The sequence below is a fragment of the Actinomadura soli genome, from assembly GCF_005889715.1.
Classification (GTDB): Bacteria; Actinomycetota; Actinomycetes; order Streptosporangiales; family Streptosporangiaceae; genus Spirillospora; species Spirillospora soli.
The window spans coordinates 1-16,054 of sequence record NZ_VCKW01000200.1 but is presented as its reverse complement, the minus strand read 5'-3'; the positions used below and the strand labels follow the sequence as shown (position 1 = coordinate 16,054).

Annotated in this window: 15 protein-coding genes; 5 read left to right on the top strand and 10 right to left on the bottom strand. The window is 73.9% G+C overall.

The window, feature by feature from the left end; all coding sequences use genetic code 11:
* Nucleotides 1-382 precede the first annotated feature (382 nt).
* Both ETD83_RS30220 and ETD83_RS30215 read left to right on the top strand, forming a co-directional pair.
* On the top strand, nt 383-1,849 hold the full coding sequence (locus ETD83_RS30220; protein ID WP_138648615.1) for a hypothetical protein: 1,467 nt from the start codon (nt 383-385) through the stop codon (nt 1,847-1,849).
* Between the two features lie 91 nt (nt 1,850-1,940).
* Nucleotides 1,941-3,086, top strand: coding sequence for a CaiB/BaiF CoA transferase family protein (locus ETD83_RS30215; RefSeq protein ID WP_138648614.1), 1,146 nt, complete (start codon nt 1,941-1,943; stop codon nt 3,084-3,086).
* A 4-nt stretch (nt 3,087-3,090) separates the two neighbouring features.
* On the opposite strand, the gene ETD83_RS30210 is transcribed toward ETD83_RS30215, so the two are convergent.
* The 5 genes from ETD83_RS30210 to ETD83_RS30190 all read right to left on the bottom strand — a co-directional run bounded on the left by ETD83_RS30210 (nt 3,091) and on the right by ETD83_RS30190 (nt 7,225).
* Nucleotides 3,091-4,344, bottom strand: a complete 1,254-nt coding sequence (locus tag ETD83_RS30210) for an aspartate aminotransferase family protein (RefSeq protein WP_138648613.1) — start codon at nt 4,342-4,344, stop codon at nt 3,091-3,093.
* Between the two features lie 108 nt (nt 4,345-4,452).
* The gene (locus tag ETD83_RS30205) at nt 4,453-5,112 is read right to left on the bottom strand and encodes a GntR family transcriptional regulator (protein ID WP_138648612.1); all 660 of its coding nucleotides are present in this window, start codon (nt 5,110-5,112) and stop codon (nt 4,453-4,455) included.
* A 25-nt stretch (nt 5,113-5,137) separates the two neighbouring features.
* Nucleotides 5,138-5,935, bottom strand: coding sequence for a maleate cis-trans isomerase family protein (locus ETD83_RS30200; protein ID WP_138648611.1), 798 nt, complete (start codon nt 5,933-5,935; stop codon nt 5,138-5,140).
* 29 nt (nt 5,936-5,964) lie between these two features.
* Nucleotides 5,965-6,726: a maleate cis-trans isomerase family protein gene (locus ETD83_RS30195; RefSeq protein WP_138648610.1), complete on the bottom strand. Its 762-nt coding sequence runs from the start codon at nt 6,724-6,726 to the stop codon at nt 5,965-5,967.
* 16 nt (nt 6,727-6,742) lie between these two features.
* Nucleotides 6,743-7,225, bottom strand: coding sequence for a DUF3830 family protein (locus tag ETD83_RS30190; protein WP_205717965.1), 483 nt, complete (start codon nt 7,223-7,225; stop codon nt 6,743-6,745).
* 288 nt (nt 7,226-7,513) lie between these two features.
* Between ETD83_RS30190 and ETD83_RS30185 the strand changes: the two genes are divergently transcribed.
* Nucleotides 7,514-8,548 (top strand): D-2-hydroxyacid dehydrogenase, encoded by a 1,035-nt coding sequence (locus tag ETD83_RS30185; protein WP_138648608.1) that lies wholly within the window; start codon nt 7,514-7,516, stop codon nt 8,546-8,548.
* 2 nt (nt 8,549-8,550) lie between these two features.
* A complete protein-coding gene (locus ETD83_RS30180; protein WP_138648607.1) occupies nt 8,551-9,948 on the top strand; it encodes an amidase in 1,398 nt (465 codons plus the stop codon).
* Between the two features lie 10 nt (nt 9,949-9,958).
* Here ETD83_RS30180 and ETD83_RS30175 read toward each other — a convergent pair whose 3' ends face one another.
* Together ETD83_RS30175 and ETD83_RS43940 are read right to left on the bottom strand one after the other, a co-directional pair.
* A complete protein-coding gene (locus ETD83_RS30175; protein ID WP_138648606.1) occupies nt 9,959-10,627 on the bottom strand; it encodes a DUF1707 SHOCT-like domain-containing protein in 669 nt (222 codons plus the stop codon).
* 198 nt (nt 10,628-10,825) lie between these two features.
* Nucleotides 10,826-11,170 (bottom strand): amidohydrolase family protein, encoded by a 345-nt coding sequence (locus ETD83_RS43940; RefSeq protein WP_205717964.1) that lies wholly within the window; start codon nt 11,168-11,170, stop codon nt 10,826-10,828.
* 323 nt (nt 11,171-11,493) lie between these two features.
* Here ETD83_RS43940 and ETD83_RS45525 point away from each other — a divergent pair, with 323 nt between their 5' ends.
* Nucleotides 11,494-11,826: a molybdopterin cofactor-binding domain-containing protein gene (locus ETD83_RS45525; protein ID WP_138648604.1), complete on the top strand. Its 333-nt coding sequence runs from the start codon at nt 11,494-11,496 to the stop codon at nt 11,824-11,826.
* A gap of 22 nt (nt 11,827-11,848) precedes the next feature.
* Here ETD83_RS45525 and ETD83_RS30160 read toward each other — a convergent pair whose 3' ends face one another.
* The 3 genes from ETD83_RS30160 to ETD83_RS30150 form a co-directional block, all read right to left on the bottom strand.
* Complete coding sequence (locus tag ETD83_RS30160; RefSeq protein ID WP_138648603.1) at nt 11,849-12,457, bottom strand: PadR family transcriptional regulator; 609 nt, start codon at nt 12,455-12,457, stop codon at nt 11,849-11,851.
* A gap of 82 nt (nt 12,458-12,539) precedes the next feature.
* Nucleotides 12,540-14,819 (bottom strand): FdhF/YdeP family oxidoreductase, encoded by a 2,280-nt coding sequence (locus ETD83_RS30155; RefSeq protein WP_138648602.1) that lies wholly within the window; start codon nt 14,817-14,819, stop codon nt 12,540-12,542.
* Between the two features lie 69 nt (nt 14,820-14,888).
* Complete coding sequence (locus tag ETD83_RS30150) at nt 14,889-15,977, bottom strand: S1C family serine protease (protein ID WP_138648601.1); 1,089 nt, start codon at nt 15,975-15,977, stop codon at nt 14,889-14,891.
* Nucleotides 15,978-16,054: the final 77 nt, after the last annotated feature.

The window sequence follows — 16,054 nt, the reverse complement described above, 5'->3', positions numbered from 1 at the left end:
GTCATGGGTCGGGAAGTCCTTCTCCGTTGCTCGTCCGGGGTCGCGGCGGGGGCGCGATCTTTCGATGTCCTGCGGCCCGAGGAGGTTCCCCCGGAGGCCAACAGCGTAGTACGGGGACGAAACGGGCGCGGCGACTCTCGCCGGAACGGTCCGCGCGCCTTACGTGCCCGCCGCGCGCCCCCTTTGAAATCGGACGCCATTTCAATGGTTCGATTAATCGTTCTCCCAATTCCGCTCCAGGCGCGTTCTCGCGCGGCCTAACCTCTAGCTTCGCTGCGAAGGAACGGCCCAGAAGGAGTGGCCTGCCGTGACGGAAGACGTTCTGACGGATCCGCGGACGGAAACGCCGTCCACGAAATCGGCATATGGCGACCTTGTCCGGATGGCGTATTTCGTTCTTCCGGGGAAGGGAAAGCGCGTCTACCGGCTGGCGATCGCGCGCCGGATCGTGGACGGCACCGCGCGCGGCGCGCGGGACCGCTCGCCCGCCGGGCTGGCCCGCCGCCGCACCCGCGTGCTGCGCCGGGCGATGCGCCCGTCGCGCCGGCTCCGGATCGGCCTCGGGCCCTGGCTCCGCGCGCTGCCCGCCCAGCTGCCCGATCCCGCGCTCACCGCCATGCTGGCCAGGCTCGACCCGCACGTCCGGGTCGCCTACGTCCTGCGCCACATGGACGGGCTGCCCCGGTACGCCGTCCGGGACCAGCTGGTCGAGCTGCGCGTCCGCGACCCGTGGCCGGTCATCCAGGCCGCCGACGCCGTCCCGGCGCCGTCGGCCCGGCGCTCCGGGCGCTTCGAGTCCGCGCTCCGTCCCGTCCGGACCCGCTCGGCGGTGCCGCTCGCCGCCGCCGCCGTCCTCACCGCCGCCCTGGTCGCCGCCCTGGTGATGACCGGCGGCGACGATGAGCCGGCGGCCCGCGACCCGCGCCTCGTCTCCGCCGCGCCGGACGCCTGGACGCGCGGGCGCACCCTCGACGCCTGGCCCGCCCGCGGCGACCTCGTCCGCGACCGCGCGTTCACCGGGCGCGCCGCCGCGGCGTGGGACGCCGCGCCGGGGGCCGGCCGCTCCGGCGCCGCGCAGCTCCTCTACGCGGGCCGGGTCGACGGCGCGCCGCTCGCCGTGCTGCGGCTCGGCGACCGGATCGCGCGGTACACGCACGGCGGCCTGGACGTCACGACCGCCGGGGCCGACCCGTCCGCCCCGATCGCGCTCGGCGGCGGCCGCTACCTCCTCGCCCCCTGGGACGCGAGCCCCGAGACCCTCGCGGGGGAGCGGCTCGCGACGTCGTCCGGCGTGACCGCCCCGGCCCGCGCGGGCACCGGCTGCGGCCACGGCCCGCTCTTCCACATCGGCGGGAGGACGTTCGGCGACCTCGGCGGCCCGCGCGCCACCGTCCTCGCCCACCACTCGCCCGACCACCGCGCGGGCCGGACGGAGCGTCCCGCCCGCCTCGGCTCGGACGGCCAGAAGCTCTGGAACCGCCTCGCCTGCCTGACGCACCCGTCCCAGCCGGTCTCCGAGGCGATGGCCTGGAACTTCTGGTCGGGGACCCTGCCGCACGGCGGGGAGCACGCCGACTGGGTCTGCACCCGCCTGACCCGGCCCGGCGGCGGCGCCACCGCCGCCGCGACGCTGCTCGGCTCGAAGGACCGGGCCACGGGACCGTGCGACGCCCTCCGTCCGGTCAGCGGGACCTGGTGGCGGTCCCCTTCCGGCCGCTGGTACTACCTGGCCGCCGCCGGGCGCGGCCTCGACCCGCACGCCGAAGGCGTCGACCGGTCGACCACGAAGCGCCGCCTCCTCGTCGCGCCCGGCGACCGCCCCTCCCCGGTCACCCTCACCGCCCGCTGAGACACACCGCCCGCTGAAGCCCGCCCGGGTCAGGGCGCACTTACCCGGATCGGGCACACTGGGAGGCCGAACGAGATTCAGGGAGTCGCTGATGGGCAACGGGCCCCTCTCCGGAGTGCGGGTGATCGAGCTGGCCGGGATCGGGCCCGGGCCGTTCGCCGCGATGCTGCTGGCCGACCTCGGCGCCGACGTCATCCGGGTGGACCGCGCGTCCGCCGTCCGGGACGGCGAGAGCACCGGCGGCACCGACTTCACCAACCGCGGCAAGCGCTCCATCGCGATCGACCTCAAGAGCGACCGCGGCAGGGAGGTCGTGCTCCGGCTGGTGGAGAAGTCCGACGTCCTCCTCGAAGGGTTCAGGCCCGGCGTCACCGAGCGGCTCGGTGTCGGGCCGGACGAGTGCCTCGCCCGCAACCCGCGGCTCGTCTACGGCCGCATGACCGGCTGGGGCCAGGAGGGCCCCCTCTCCTCGACCGCCGGGCACGACGTCGCCTACATCGCCGTCACCGGCGCCCTGCACGCCATCGGCCGCGCGGGCGGCCCGCCGCAGGTCCCGGTGAACCTGCTCGGCGACTTCGCGGGCGGCAGCATGTACCTCGTCGTGGGCGTCCTGTCCGCGCTGCTGGAGTCGAGGGCGAGCGGGCGCGGCCAGGTCGTCGACGCCGCCATCGTGGACGGCGCCGCGCACCTGTCCACGTTCATCCACGGCTTCCTCGCCGGCGGCCTCTGGGAGGACCGCCGCGGCGTCAACATGCTCGACACCGGCGCCCCCTGGTACGACGTGTACGAGACGTCCGACGGGCGCCACATGGCCGTCGGCGCCATCGAGCCCCGGTTCTACGCCGAGTTCCTCCGCCTCGCCGGCCTCGACGGCGAGGACCTGCCCGCCCAGCACGACCGGGCGGGCTGGCCCGTCCTCCGCGACCGCTTCGCCGCCGTGTTCCGCACGAGGACGCGCGACGAATGGACGGAGATCTTCGTCCCGAGCGACGCGTGCGTGGCGCCCGTCCTGTCGATGACCGAGGCGGCCGGGCACCCGTACAACACGTCCCGCGACGTGTTCCCCGAGCTTGGGGGCCGGCGCCAGCCCGCACCGGCCCCACGCTTCTCCCGCACCCGGGCCGGGACCGACGGTGTTCCCGTCCTCCCCGGCGGCCAGACCCGGGCCGTGCTGGACGATCTCGGCTTCGACGACGCCGAGGCCCTCCTCAAGGAGGGCGCCGTCGCCCAAGCCTGACCGGTCAGCCGATGGCGTCCGCCACGGCCGCCGACCAGAGGGCGAGCCCGTCGTCGATCTGCGCCGCGGTGACGATCAGCGGCGGGATCATCCGGACGACGTTGCCGTACGCGCCGCAGGTCAGCAGCAGCAGCCCGCGCTCGGCGGCGGCCGTGTGCGCCCGCTGCGCCGCCTCGGCGTCGGGCTCGCCGTCCGGGGTGGTGAACTCGCTGGCCTGCATCAGCCCGAGCCCGCGCACGTCCCCGATCGCCGGATGGTCGGCGGCGACCTTGCGCAGGCCGTCGCTCAGCCGCGCGCCCTGCCGGGCCGCGTTGCCGACGAGGTCCTCGTCCTGGACGACCCGCAGCGTGGCGAGCGCGGCCGCGCAGGCGACCGCGTTGCCGCCGTAGGTGCCGCCCTGCGAGCCGGGACGGGCCTTCTCCATCAGCGCGGTGGGCGCGGCGATCGCCGACAGCGGGAACCCGCTGGCCAGGCCCTTGGCGGTGACCAGGATGTCCGGACTCGCCGCCGCGTGCTGGTGGCCCCAGAACTCGCCCGTCCGGCCGAACCCGGTCTGCACCTCGTCCATGATCAGCAGGATGCCGTGCCGGTCGGCGCGCTCGCGCAGGCCCTCCAGGAACGCGGGCGGCGCCGGGATGTAGCCGCCCTCGCCGAGCACGGGTTCCACGACGAAAGCGGCCGTATCGGAGGCGGGGCTCGCGGTGACGAGGAGGTAGTCGAGCTCGCGCAGCGCGAACCGGGTCGCCTCCTCCTCGGACCACCCGTACCGGTACGCCTGCGGGAACGGCGCGATCGCGGCGCCCGGCATCAGCGGGCCGATCCCGGCGCGGAACTTCGTGCCCGCGGTGGTGAGCGCGGCGGCGCCCATCGTCCGGCCGTGGAAGGAGCCGTGGAAGACGACGATGTTCTGCCGCCCGGTGGCGTGCCTGGCCAGCCGGATGGACGCCTCGACGGCCTCGCTGCCGCTGTTGAGGTAGAACAGCGAGTCGAGGCCGTCCGGCAGGACCTCGCCGAGCGCCTCGGTGAGCCGCAGCAACGGCTCGTGCATGACGGTCGTGTACTGCCCGTGGATCAGCGTCCCGACCTGCTTCTGCGCCGCCTCGACCACGCGCGGGTGGCAGTGGCCGGTGTTGGTGACGCCGATGCCCGCGGTGAAGTCCAGATGCCGGCGGCCGTCGGTGTCATAGAGGTAGACGCCCTCGCCGCGCTCGGCCAGGACGGGGGTGGCCTGCTTGAGCAGGGGTGACAGCTGTGCCATGCGTCCTCCGGTCCACCGGTAGATTGTCGACAATCTGCAATGTAGGTGGCCTCCGGCCACGATGTAAAGCGCCGCCCCCGGCGGGGCTCGGGAAACCCGGCGGCGCGCCTAGGAGACGCGGAGCCGGTCGATCGAGTCGGTCATGTGCTCCTCGATGAGGGTCAGCAGCCGCTCCTCCTCGCCGTCGCCGATCGCGTCGACCAGCCGCCGGTGCTCCTCGACCAGCTCGGACGGCTCCGGATAGGTGTCCTGCAGCGCGTTCAGGCACATCCGGGTCTCCACCAGGAGGGTGTGCGCCATCCGCTCCAGCCGGTGGCTGCCCGACGAGCTGACGAGCACCTCGTGGAACGCCTGGTCGGCGTCGCTCATAGCGACCCGGTCGCGCTGGCTCGCGGCGTCGACCAGCGCGTCCAGCGCGTCGGTGAGCCGGGCCACCGCCTCCCCCCGGTTCCGCTCCATGATCAGCTGGCAGGCCTCGCGCTCGATCGCGAGCCGGGCGAGGTAGACGTCCTCCACGTCGCCCTCGTCCAGCGTGATCACGAACAGCCCGCGGTGCGGCTCGCTGACCAGCAGGCCCTCCTGGACGAGCCGCTGCATCGCCTCGCGCAGCGGGCCGCGGCTGATGCCGAGCCGCCCGGCCAGCTCGGCCTCGCCGAGCTGCGCGCCGGGCTCCAGCGAGCCGTACATGATCGCCGAGCGCAGCTCGTCCGAGACGATCTCGACGGTCGACTTGCGGGGGACAGGTTCCAGCTCACCCAAACGGCCCATGCGCGGGCCCCTTTCGTCGTCGCTGTCAGGTATGTCGTCCCTGCCCGGAGACCGGCTCGGCGGCGCCGGCGGGGACGCTGGAGACGGGGGCGGGCGCGGCGAACAGCCGGCCCAGCCCGGTGCGCGGCGGGATCCCCCCGGGCCCGGACGCGAGCCGCAGCCCCTCCCACACGCTCACCTGGTTGGCGGTCAGCACCGGCTTGCCGATCCGCGCCTCCAGCTCGTCGAGCCAGGACACGGTGTGCAGCGCGGTGTCGGGCACCAGCACCGCCTCGGCGTCCGGATGGTCGTTGGCCGCCACGAACGCGAGCACCTCGTCGCGGCCGAGGGTGCCGACCTCGGCGGCGGTGATGATGCCCCGGCAGGACAGCGCCACCACCTCGACGCCGGCGTGCCCGAGGAACGCGACGAACCGCTCGGCGACGTCGGACGGATAGGTCGCGGCGACCGCGACCCTGGTCAGGCCGAGCGCGCGCGCCGCGTTCACGAACGCGAACGACGTGCTGGACGCCGGTACGCCCGCCGCCTCGGCGACGCCCTGGACCTGCCGCTCGGCGCCGTCCCAGCCGAACACGAAGCTCCCGCTGGTACAGGCCCACACGGCCGCCTGGACGCCCAGGCCGCGCAGCGCGCGGGCGCCGTCGCCGAGGACGTCGGCGCCGCCGATGTCCAGCAGCGCGTCGACGCGGTGGGCGTCCTCGCGCATCAGCGTGTGGACGACCGGCAGGCGCACCCCGCCGAGGGCGCGCTCGATGGCCGGGTAGTCGTCCTCGGCGCTGTAGCCGGGGTACAGGAAACCCGCGCTCAACCCGTTCTGGTGCATGGAGTCAGCAATCCTAACGCTCATGGCGATCAGGCCGCCGTGGACGGGGCGAGCTGCACGAGCGACTGCCCGGGACCGGCCGCGGAGCGGCCCATCGCGCGCAGCGCCGTGCACATCGTGACCTGGTTGGCGGTGAGGACCGGCTTTCCGATCATCTGCTCCAGCGGCGCGATGATGTCGTAGGTCGGCACGTTCGTGCAGCTGATGTACACCGCCTCGGCCTCCGGGCCGTCGACGGCCGACACCGCCGACACGATCTCGCCGTACCCGACCTTCCAGATGTGGCTGAGCAGCCCCATCCCGACCGACGACACGACCTCGATGCCGTACTCGTTCAGGAACGACACGAGCCGTTCGGTGACGGCGTCGATGTAGGGGGTGACGACCGCGATCCGGTTGACGTTGAGCAGCCGCAGCGACTCCACCAGCGCGCCGGACGTCGTCGTCGAGACCGGCGCGCCGGCCGACAGCATCGACTGGTTCAGCTGGATCTCGCCCGCCTTGCCGCGGATGAAGCTCCCCGAGGCGCAGGCGTAGGCGACGGCGAGCGGCTCGGGCGCCAGCACGTCCCGCGTGGCCTGCCGGACGATCGACTGGTCCGACAGCGCGGACGCCATCTCGACGGTGACCGGCACAGGTACGTAGGGCAACCGGGTCATGTAGAGCGACACGTCGTCGGGCGTCCAGCGCCACAGCTCGCGGTCGAGCGCGAAGTCGAAGGGCGCGACCACGCCGATGCCGTGCTGGGCGAGCAGCTCGGGGCCGACGACCAGCGTGGGGTCGAATGTCATCTGCGAGGCCACCGCTCTAAGACTCTGCACGGCTGTAGAGCAGGCGCTCGCCGGCTCCGCCGGAGCGCCAGACGTCGTTGCACGCCTCCGCCATCCGGTCGAGGCCGTCGACGATCGTCGCGTACACGTTGCCGGGGACCCAGCCGACGTCCCCGTTCAGCAGCAGGTTGTTGCGGCCGTAGAAGATCGCGAGATCGATGACGCCGGGCAGCGCGTGGATGTTCTTCTCCTCCTTGAACCGCCGGTCGAGCATGCCGCCGGCGAACGAGAAGTAGACGACGTCGCCCGGGATGGGGGTGACCGTGGGGTTCTCCAGACCGACCTCTTCCTCGGCGAACCGCTCGATCATCGTGTACACCTCGTTGCGGGCGTACTTGGCGTGGTAGGCGTCGCCGCCGAGCGGCAGGGCCTGCCACACCGCCTCGCAAGTCCGCGGCGCGTCCTTCTCCAGCAGTTCCGCGACGCACGAGACGCCGCGGCGCTCCAGTGTGATGGTCATGAGCTTGGGCATGCTGGACCTCCCCGTGCACAGGGGTGGGCGAAGGCGTCGCCACCCGAAAGGACTCTCCGTGTTTGGCTCCCGGGGGAGCTGTTAGAGCGCTCTGGGATCCGTCCTGGCCTTGCATGGGCAGCGGTTGCGACGGTCTTGCAGCACACGTCTCAGTGCGGTGACCGGAGCCGCGGTGCACCGCGCTGATTGTTGACAATCCTACGAACTGTTTCTAGCGTGTCAATGCCCCCCCGTGTTGCCTTCGCGTAAACCCTGCTCTCCCTGGATGTGGCGCCGATGGAGCATGTTCCGCCCGCACCCGGCGGGCCGCCCGCCGTGGTGGTGCTGACGGGGGACGTTCTCCCGCCCGGCATGGACGCCGTGGAGCGCCTCGCGCGCGTCCGGTACGTGCGCGAGCCGGAGCTCGCCGAGGCCCTTCCCGGCGCCGACGTCTTCTTCATGTGGGACTTCCTCTCCGACGCGGTCGCCGGCGCCTGGCCGTCCGGCGGCGGGCCGGGCTGGGTGCACATCGCGAGCGCCGGCGTCGAGCGGCTGATGTTCCCGGGCCTGATCGAGGGCGGCGCCGTCGTCACCAACTCGCGCGGGGTCTTCGACGAGCCGATCGCGGAGTACGTCCTCGGGCTGGTGCTCGCGTTCGCCAAGGACCTGCACACGACCGTCCGGCTGCAGGGGGAGCGGCGCTGGCGGCACCGCGAGACCGAGGGGATCACCGGCGCCCGCGCGCTCGTCGCCGGCACCGGCCCGATCGGCCGCGCGATCGGCCGCCGCCTGTCGGCCGCGGGCCTGGCGGTCTCCGGGCTCGGCCGCACCGCCCGCGACGGCGACCCCGACCTCGGCACCGTCCACCCGATGGAGCGCATGGACGAGGCGCTCGCCGCCGCCGACTACGTCGTGCTGGCGGCGCCGCTCACGCCGCGGACCCGCGGCATGATCGACGCCGCGGCGCTGGACCGGATGCGCCCGTCCGCGCGGCTGATCAACGTGGGGCGCGGCGCGCTGGTGGCCGAGGCCGACCTGGTCAAGGCGCTGCGCGACGGGCGCGTCGCGGGCGCGGCGCTCGACGTGTTCGAGGACGAGCCGCTCCCGCCGTCGTCACCGCTCTGGGCCATGCCCAACGTGATCGTCTCCCCGCACATGTCGGGCGACGTGGTCGGCTGGCGCGACGAGCTGGTCCGGCTGTTCGCCGACAACCTCGGCCGCCACGTGGCGGGCCGCCCGCTCCGCAACGTCGTGGACAAGCGGCTCGGCTACGTCGGGTCCCAGAACGGCTCACGGACCGGCTCCCGCGCCGGGTCCGACCAGAGGGGGTAGCCATGACCGACGCGGCCGACCTGACCGCCACCGAACTGATCGACGCGTACGAGGCCGGGACGCTCTCGCCGGTCGAGGCCGCCGAGGCCGTCCTCGCCCGGATCGGGCGGGACGACCCGAAGCTCAACGCGTTCTGCCTCGTCGACGGGGAGACCACCCTCGACATGGCCCGCGCCGCGACCGACCGGCGGCGGCGCGGCGCCATGCTGGGCCCGCTGGACGGCGTGCCCGTCTCGATCAAGGACATCCTGCTCACCCGCGGCTGGCCGACGTTGCGCGGCTCGGCCACCGCCGACCCGTCGGGCCCCTGGGACGAGGACTCCCCGGCCGTGGCCCGCCTGCGCGAGCAGGGCGCGGTGTTCGTCGGCAAGACGACCACGCCCGAGTTCGCGTGGAAGGGCGTGACCGACAACCCGGTCGACGGCGTCACCCGCAACCCGTGGGACCCGTCCCGGACGCCCGGCGGGTCGAGCGGCGGTGCCGCGGCGGCCGTGGCGGCGGGCATGGCCCCGCTCGCGCTCGGCACGGACGGCGGCGGCTCGGTCCGCATCCCCGCCGCGTTCACCGGGACCTTCACGATCAAGCCGACCTACGGCCGCATCCCGCACTACCCGGCGAGCGCGTTCGGGACGCTCGCGCACACCGGCCCGATGACCAACACGGTCGCGGACGCGGCGCTGCTGCTCGACGCGGTCTGCGGCGCCGACGGCCGCGACTGGTCGGCGCTGCCGCCGCCGGACGTCGTGTTCAGCGAGGCCGGCCCCGACGACCTGACCGGCCTGCGCGTCGCGTTCAGCCCCGACCTCGGGTTCGCCGAGGTCGACCCGGAGATCGCGGCGTCCGTCGCGGCCGCCGCCGAGGCGTTCACCGAGCTGGGCGCGAAGGTCGAGCAGGCCGATCCCGGCTTCGCCGACCCGGTCGAGGAGTTCGAGGTGCTGTGGTTCGCGGGCGCCGCCAAGGTCGTCGAGAACCTCTCGCCCGACGCCCGCGCGCGGCTCGACCCCGGCCTGCGGGAGATCTGCGAGCAGGGCGCCCGGTACTCGGCCGTCGAGTACCTCACCGCCACGGCCCGCCGCATGGACCTCGGCCGCCTCATGGGCCTGTTCCACGAGCGGTACGACCTGCTGCTCACCCCGACGATGCCGATCGCCGCGTTCGAGGCGGGCGCCGAGGTCCCGCCGGGGTCCGCGACCCGCCGCTGGACGAGCTGGACCCCGTTCACCTACCCGTTCAACATGACGCAGCAGCCCGCGGCGAGCCTGCCGTGCGGCTTCACGTCCGGCGGCCTGCCCATCGGCCTCCAGGTCGTCGGCGCCCGCCACGCCGACGCCCTGGTCATGGCCGCGTGCGCCGCCTACGAGCGGGCCCGTCCGTGGAAGCGGTTCACGCGGGCGGGCTGAACGCGGCCGCTCAGTCGTCCTGGGGGCCGCCCAGTTCCTTCTCGCGCCGCTTCTGCCTGCTCGACTTTCGGCGCTTCACGCCGACGCCGCCCCAGAACGCCAGGCCCTTGACGACGACCGTCGGCGAGCCCGGCGCGCCGGGACCGCTGGCCCGGTTGTCGAACCCGCCCATGATCCCGAGGCCCTTGACGTGGACGGTGATGTCGTCCGGGACGATGACCTCGAACCCGCCCATGATCGCGAAGGCGCGGATCGTCGTCACCGGCTCGTCGAACCGCGCCTCACGCAGGTCGATCTTGCCGCCGCCCCAGAACGCGAACGCGCGGAACCTGCGGGGCACGTTCCACACGCCCGTCCGGTTGAACCCGCTCATGATGCCGATCCCGGTCTTCCAGGACGGGGCGCTCTCCAGCGGGCGCCAGTCCGCCCCGGACCCGGTGAGCGGCGGGGCCGGGACCGCGCCCGTGCCGGGCGAGGGCAGGTCGCGGGTGATCGGCTCCAGCTCCGCGTACGTCTTGGCCGCGTACACCGCGTCCAGGCGCTCGTCGAGCTCCGCCAGGGTCAGCCGCCCATCGCCGGCCGCCTCGCGCAGCACCTGCGCGACGCGCTCGCGGTCCGCGTCGCCGGCACGCATCTGCGGCGGGCCGGGGGTACCGGCGGGCTCTGGGAGGTTCGTCATGTCCAGAGCCTAGACCGCCGCCGCGCCGCGCGGCGACCCGCGCGGGGCGGGGCCCGCCGGGGAAGCGCCGGTACCAGCCCGCCGGGGCGCCCGCGGTGACGTGCCCGCCGAGCCGGTCCAGCGCGGCGGCGCGGTCGGGCGCGAAGACCGGTGTGTGCGTCACCAGGAGCAGGACCGCGGCGCAGAGCGCGGCGCGCCTCATCCGGGCCGCAGGCCGGGGCCGGGCAGGAAGCGCCCGGTGCGGGCGTCGGCGGGCTCGCCGTCTTCGGCGACGAGGTCGCCGCAAAGGTAGGTGCGCACCACCCGGCCGGTGAAGGCGCGCCCGTCGTAGGGCGTCCAGCCCGCCTTGGAGTGGACGCCGGCGTCGCGGGCCGTCCACACCCGCGACGGGTCCACGAGCACGAGGTCGGCGTCGAAGCCCGGCGCGACGCGGCCCTTGCGGGGCCAGAGCCCGTACAGCCGGGCCGGGACCTCCGCGTACAGGCGCGCCACGTCCTCGTAGGAGATCAGCTGGCGGGCGGCGGCGTCGAGGAGCGCGGGCATCGTCGTGTCCAGGCCCGGCAGCCCGAAGTGGACGTCCCAGATCCCGCCGGACGTCTTCTGCTCCCGCGTCGACGGCGCGTGGTCGGACGAGACGTGCGTGAGCGGCCCGTCGCGCAGCAGCCGCCACGTCTCGCCCTCGTCGGCGTCGTGCCGGGCGCGGGCCGGCGGCGTGAACTTGCGGAACGGGCCGTGCTCCAGGACCTCGTCCTCGCGGAGCAGCAGGTACTGGGGGCAGGTCTCGGCGAACAGGCGGACGCGATGCCGTTCACGTTCGCGATGGCCGAGGGCTCGGCCGTTCCCGCGATCACCTACGAGAGCCGGCGCTGGTCCGCGGGCAGCTCGCGGGCGCCGCCTCGCAGGGGATCGGCGGCGCGCTGCTGGAGGAGCTCCTCTACGACGCGCAGGGGCAGCCGCTGTCCACGACCTTCGGCGACTACCGGATGCCGACCGCGGCGGAGCTGCCCGAGATCGAGACCGTGGTGGTCGAGCACCGCCCGCCCGCGTCCAACCCGCTGGGCGCGAAGGGCGCGGGGGAGGCGGGGATGGTCGCCACGCCCGCCGTGATCGCCAACGCGGTCGCAGACGCGCTCGGCCCGGACGCGCCGGTCACCCGGCTGCCGCTCACCCCCGACCGCGTCCGCTCGCTCCTGCGCTGACCGCGCCGGCGCCCCGGCCGCGTCAGCGCTCGCCGCGCAGCGGGACGCCCTTGCCCTCCAGCTCGTCCAGCAGGGCGAGGCCCTCCTCCGCCCACGCGATCTCGGCCCGGGCCTTGAGGACCTCGCCCCGGAAGGCGAGCTTGCGGAACGCGACGATCGCCTCGTGCTCCTCCTCGGGCCGCTGCTCCAGCCGGCGGCGCAGCAGCGACACCCGGCGCGCGTCCAGGTCGGCCAGCATCTGCTCCCAGTCCCGGAGCGCGCGGGCGAAGTGGCGCAGGTGCTCCTGGAGCTGGTGGCGGGCCGCCTCGTAGGTGGCCTGCTCGAAATGCGCCGCCTTCAGCCGGTACGGGTCGCGCTCGGACTGGTACGGGGTGGGCTCCCGCTCCCACCGCTGCAGCTCGGCGAGGCCCGCCTCGTTGATCGAGTAGACCCGCTTCTCGGCGCGCTCGCCCCGCGGCACGACCTCGACGCCGACCAGGCCGTCGCGCTCCATCCGGCGCAGCTCCGGATAGATCTGGCTGTGCGGCGCGCTCCACACGTACGCGAAGCTGCCGTCGAAGTACTTGACCAGCTCGTACCCGGTCATGGGCTGGGCGGTCAGGGTGGCGAGCAGCGCGTGGCGCTGTGACATCGACGTCCCCATCGGTCCACCGGGCAGTGATCCATAACAGTATCAACCGACATACTCGGGGACCGGCGGTCAGGCGGGACGCTCAGCCCGCCGGTTCCAGCCGGACGACGATCGACTTGGACGTCGGGGTGTTGCTGATCTCGGCGGTGCTGTCGAGCGGGACGAGGACGTTCGTCTCCGGGAAGTACGCCGCCGCGCAGCCCGGCGCCGTCGGGTAGGACACGACGCGGAACGCGGCCGCCCGCCGCTGCGCACCGTCGGCCCACTCCGAGACCAGGTCGACCATCGCGCCGTCGTCCAGTCCGAGGGCGGCAAGGTCGGACGGGTTGACGAACACGACGCGGCGCCCGGCCTTGATGCCGCGGTAGCGGTCGTCCAGGCCGTAGATCGTGGTGTTGTACTGGTCGTGGCTCCGGACGGTCTGCAGCAGCAGCCGCCCCTCCGGGACCCGCAGGACCTCCAGCTCGTTCACCGTCAGGTTGGCCTTGCCGGTCGCGGTCGGGAACCGGCGCTCGTCGCGCGGCGCGTGCGGGAGCGTGAACCCGCCCCGCTCCCGGATGCGGGCGTTGTAGTCCTCGAAACCGGGCACGACCCGTGAGACGTGGTCGCGGATGACGTCGTAGTCGCGCTCCATCGCGTCCCAGCCGATGCCCGGATCGGGCAGGGCCGCCGACGCGAGCCGGCAGACGATCGACACCTCCGACAGCAGGTCCGGGGACGCCGGGGTCAACCGGCCCCGGGACGCGTGGACCATGCCCATCGAGTCCTCGACGGAGACGAACTGCGGCCCCGACTCCTGCACGTCGCGCTCGGTGCGACCCAGCGTCGGCAGGATCAGCGCCGTCTCGCCCGCCACGGCGTGCGAGCGGTTGAGCTTGGTCGACACCTGCGCGGTCAGCCGGCACGAGCGCAGCGCCGCCTCCGTCACGGCGGAGTCGGGGGTCGCCCGGACGAAGTTGCCGCCCATCCCGAGGAACACCTTCGCGCGGCCGTCCCGCATGGCGCGGATCGCGTCCACGGTGTCGGTGCCGTGCTCGCGCGGCGGCTCGAACCCGAACTCGGCGGCGAGCGCGTCCAGGAACTCCGGCTTCGGCTTCTCCCAGATGCCCATCGTCCGGTCGCCCTGGACGTTGGAGTGGCCGCGCACCGGGCAGACCCCCGCGCCGGGACGGCCGATGTTGCCGCGCAGCAGCAGGAAGTTGACGATCTCGCGGATCGTCGGGACCGAGTTGCGGTGCTGGGTGAGGCCCATCGCCCAGCAGACGATGATCTTCTTCGCGCCGAGGACGTCCGCCAGCACCGCCGCGATCTCCGCCCGCGTCAGGCCGGTGGCCTCCAGCACGTCGTCCCAGTCCAGGCCGAGGACGTGCTTCTCGAACGCCTCGAACCCGTGGGTGTGCGCGTCGAGGAACCCGCGGTCGACGGCGCCGGGCGCGTCCGATTCGAGGAGCATCCGGTTGAGGGCCTGGAACAGCGCCAGGTCGCCGTTCAGCCGGATCTGCAGGAACCGGTCGGCGAGCGCCGTGCCCCGCCCGGCGATGCCGGACGCGCGCTGCGGGTTCTTGAACCGCATCAGCCCGGCCTCGGGCAGCGGGTTCACCGCGACGATCCGCGCGCCCTCCTTTTTGGCCCGTTCCAGCGCGGACAGCATCCGCGGGTGGTTCGTGCCCGGGTTCTGGCCGACGACGAATATGAGATCCGCCTGGTAGAGGTCGTCCAGCAGCACCGAGCCCTTGCCGATGCCGATCGTCTCGCTCAGCGCCGACCCGGACGACTCGTGGCACATGTTGCTGCAGTCGGGGAGGTTGTTGGTCCCGAAGGCGCGGGCGAACAGCTGGTAGGCGAACGCGGCCTCGTTGCTCGTCCGTCCCGAGGTGTAGAAGATGGCCTCGTCCGGCGATTCGAGGGCGGTCAGCTCGGCGGCCAGCAGCCGGAACGCCTCGTCCCACGGCACCGGCTCGTAGTGCTCGGACCCGGCGCGCTTCAGCATCGGCTCGGTCAGCCGCCCCTGCTGCCCGAGCCAGTGGTCGGACCGCTCCGCCAGGTCCGACACGGTGTGCCTGGCGAAGAACTCCCGCGTGATCCGCCGCGTCGTGGCCTCCTCCGCGACGGCCTTCGCCCCGTTCTCGCAGAACTCGGCGACGTGCCGGTGGTCGCCCTCGGGCCACGCGCAGCCCGGGCAGTCGAACCCCTGCTTCTGGTTGACGCGCAGCAGCGTCAGCGCGGTGCGCCGCACGCCCATCTGCTCGTACGACTGGCGCAGCGCGGCCGTGATCCCCGGCACGCCCGCCGCCCACTCCTTCGGTTCGGAAACCTCGAGACTCGCGTCATCGAAGTCGTCGGCGGGCGCCCTGCGGCTCATCGCACTCATCCTCCTGCTCGGCTGGCCACCCCACTGTCGCACGTACGCACTGTCGCACGTACACGGAGGTCATTGGGGCGGGCCTTCCGCCAGCCGGATCGTGGCGGCCATGGGCGCGCCCTGCGCGGTCGTCCACTCCAGGCGGACGACGTCGCCGGGACGGCGCGCGAGGACCAGCGCGGTCAGCGCGGTGGAGGAGTCGACGGCCCGGCCGTCGAGGCGCACGATCGCGGCGCCGACCGGGACCCCGGCGGCCTCGGCGGGCGCGCCCGGCACGACCTCCGCGACGAGGGCGCCGGGGGAGTCGCCGTTGGAGCGGACCTTGACGCCGAGCATGGCCGTCGGCCCGATGTGCACGGTGGACGACGCCTCGCCGCGCCGGATCTGCCCGGCGACGGCCAGGGCCCGGTCGGACGGGATGGCGTACCCGCGGTGGTTCTTCCTCGGCTGCGACCCGTCCATCGTGTACCCGGCGGACGCGGCGGTGTTGATCCCGATGACCTTCCCGGCGGTGTTCAGCAGCGGCCCGCCCGAGTCGCCCGGCTTGATCGGGGCGCTGGTCTCGATCAGGCCGCTCAGCCGCTCCGAGGTGCCGTTGGTGTCGTCACGGGCGGTGACGGACTGCTGCAGCGCGGTGACCCTGCCGGTGACGACGGTGGGCGTGCCGCCCTTGCCGCCCGCGTTTCCGACGGCGGTGACCGGTTCGCCGACCGCGACCCCGGCCGCGGACGCGAACACCGCGGCCTTGAGCCGGGACGCGCCGGTCAGCCGGATCACCGCGATGTCGCCGGCGCGGTCGTACCCGACGACCCGCGCGGTGTAGGCGCGGCGGTTGTCGGTGTCGGTGCCCTTGATCTCGGTGGCGCCGTGGATCACGTGGTTGTTGGTCAGGACGAGCCCGGACGGGTCGAGCACGATGCCCGTCCCGGCGGCGCGGGTGCCGTTCAGCGACTGCTCGGTCTCGATGTTGACGACGCCGGGCCGCCGTCCGCTGGGCTTGGCGTGCTTGGTCGCCGCCGTCTGCGTCGCGGGCGGCGGGACGTCCCCGGCCCCCTCTCCCTCCAGCGCCCGGCAGCCGGGGACGAGCAGGGACGCCAGCGTGACCAGGAGTATCGGGATCGCGGTACGGGCGCCGCGCCGCACGGTGTCCTCGCTCACCTCGGCCTCCTAGAGCTCCTCTCCAATAATTCCCGATTTCTGGGGATTAGTCGGAGACGGCGGGGGCGGGGGCGGCC

Bases quoted from the DNA above. Each gene is read 5' to 3' on its own strand.
- ETD83_RS30160 (WP_138648603.1), bottom strand. From the start codon at position 12,457: ATGTCACAGCGCCACGCGCTGCTCGCCACCCTGACCGCCCAGCCCATG.
- ETD83_RS30205 (WP_138648612.1), bottom strand. From the start codon at position 5,112: ATGGGCCGTTTGGGTGAGCTGGAACCTGTCCCCCGCAAGTCGACCGTC.
- ETD83_RS30210 (WP_138648613.1), bottom strand. From the start codon at position 4,344: ATGGCACAGCTGTCACCCCTGCTCAAGCAGGCCACCCCCGTCCTGGCC.
- ETD83_RS30185 (WP_138648608.1), top strand. From the start codon at position 7,514: ATGGAGCATGTTCCGCCCGCACCCGGCGGGCCGCCCGCCGTGGTGGTG.
- ETD83_RS30215 (WP_138648614.1), top strand. From the start codon at position 1,941: ATGGGCAACGGGCCCCTCTCCGGAGTGCGGGTGATCGAGCTGGCCGGG.
- ETD83_RS30220 (WP_138648615.1), top strand. From the start codon at position 383: ATGGCGTATTTCGTTCTTCCGGGGAAGGGAAAGCGCGTCTACCGGCTG.
- ETD83_RS30200 (WP_138648611.1), bottom strand. From the start codon at position 5,935: ATGCACCAGAACGGGTTGAGCGCGGGTTTCCTGTACCCCGGCTACAGC.
- ETD83_RS30180 (WP_138648607.1), top strand. From the start codon at position 8,551: ATGACCGACGCGGCCGACCTGACCGCCACCGAACTGATCGACGCGTAC.
- ETD83_RS43940 (WP_205717964.1), bottom strand. From the start codon at position 11,170: ATGCCCGCGCTCCTCGACGCCGCCGCCCGCCAGCTGATCTCCTACGAG.
- ETD83_RS30190 (WP_205717965.1), bottom strand. From the start codon at position 7,225: ATGACCATCACACTGGAGCGCCGCGGCGTCTCGTGCGTCGCGGAACTG.
- ETD83_RS30155 (WP_138648602.1), bottom strand. From the start codon at position 14,819: ATGAGCCGCAGGGCGCCCGCCGACGACTTCGATGACGCGAGTCTCGAG.
- ETD83_RS30195 (WP_138648610.1), bottom strand. From the start codon at position 6,726: ATGACATTCGACCCCACGCTGGTCGTCGGCCCCGAGCTGCTCGCCCAG.
- ETD83_RS30175 (WP_138648606.1), bottom strand. From the start codon at position 10,627: ATGACGAACCTCCCAGAGCCCGCCGGTACCCCCGGCCCGCCGCAGATG.